This is a genomic window from Bradyrhizobium sp. 160, assembly GCF_023073735.1.
GTDB lineage: Bacteria > Pseudomonadota > Alphaproteobacteria > Rhizobiales > Xanthobacteraceae > Bradyrhizobium.
The window spans coordinates 1-866 of sequence record NZ_JADPKD010000011.1 but is presented as its reverse complement, the minus strand read 5'-3'; the positions used below and the strand labels follow the sequence as shown (position 1 = coordinate 866).

Below are 866 nucleotides of genomic sequence, written 5' to 3'. Positions count from 1 at the left end.
GAGATCGGCATCATGGTGATCAGCATCACCGGCGGGACGAGCAGGAATATCTGGCCGAAGCTGATTGGCGCGGCGATCGCCTGCACGACGCACCAGGCGACGACGACGGCAAGCACGTGAACGAGGACCGACAGGACCGCGATGATCGGTCCGCGGCTGCGGCTGAAGATCACGCGATTGGCGATCACGGCACAGGCGTGGATGTGATGCGTCGCCCACCAGGTCTTCAGCCAGCGCCATTTCAACGCGCCGAAGATCAGGAAGCCGAGGCCACCCGCCAGTGCCGCGAAGTCGAGGAGCAGCAGCGCCGAGCGCCCGTGCGGATCGGTGATGAGGGTATAACTCCAGGGCAGGCTTGCGACGATGAGCACCGCGAGCGCGATCAAGCCGATCGCGCGATCGACGAAGATCGAGTAGGTCGCCGCGCGCCAGCCGGCGCCGGCGCGCGCGACCAGCCACAGCCGGATCGCATCGCCGCCGATCGCCGACGGCAGGGTCTGGTTGAAGAAGGCACCGATCACGTTGTAACGCATGGCACGGCCGAGCTCGAGCGGCGCGCCGCACGCGGCGCTGATCTCGCGCCAGCGCAGCACGCCGACGAAGATTTGCAGGAACGCGACCGCGATCGCCACGCCGATCCAGAACAGGCTGGACACCGTGAAGCGCGAGAACAGTTCGGACAGGTCCACCTTGCGCAGCGCCAGATAGAGCAGCGCCGCGGAAATCAGGATCTTGGCCGCAGAAAACAGGATTCGGCGCATCTCGCCCGCATGAACAGGTTTGCGAAGATTGGAGGCAACCCGACGCGAGGCGCCGAATTCGGCCGCTTTGGTATGGTTTTGGCGCCGATCTTGCAATAGCCGTGT

General features: G+C 65.2%; 1 protein-coding gene. It reads right to left on the bottom strand.

From position 1 onward, the window contains the following. Positions 1 to 761, bottom strand: a 761-nt coding sequence (locus IVA98_RS06125) for a lysylphosphatidylglycerol synthase transmembrane domain-containing protein (protein ID WP_247354460.1), incomplete at its 3' end; no start/stop codon positions are given. Positions 762 to 866: the final 105 nt, after the last annotated feature.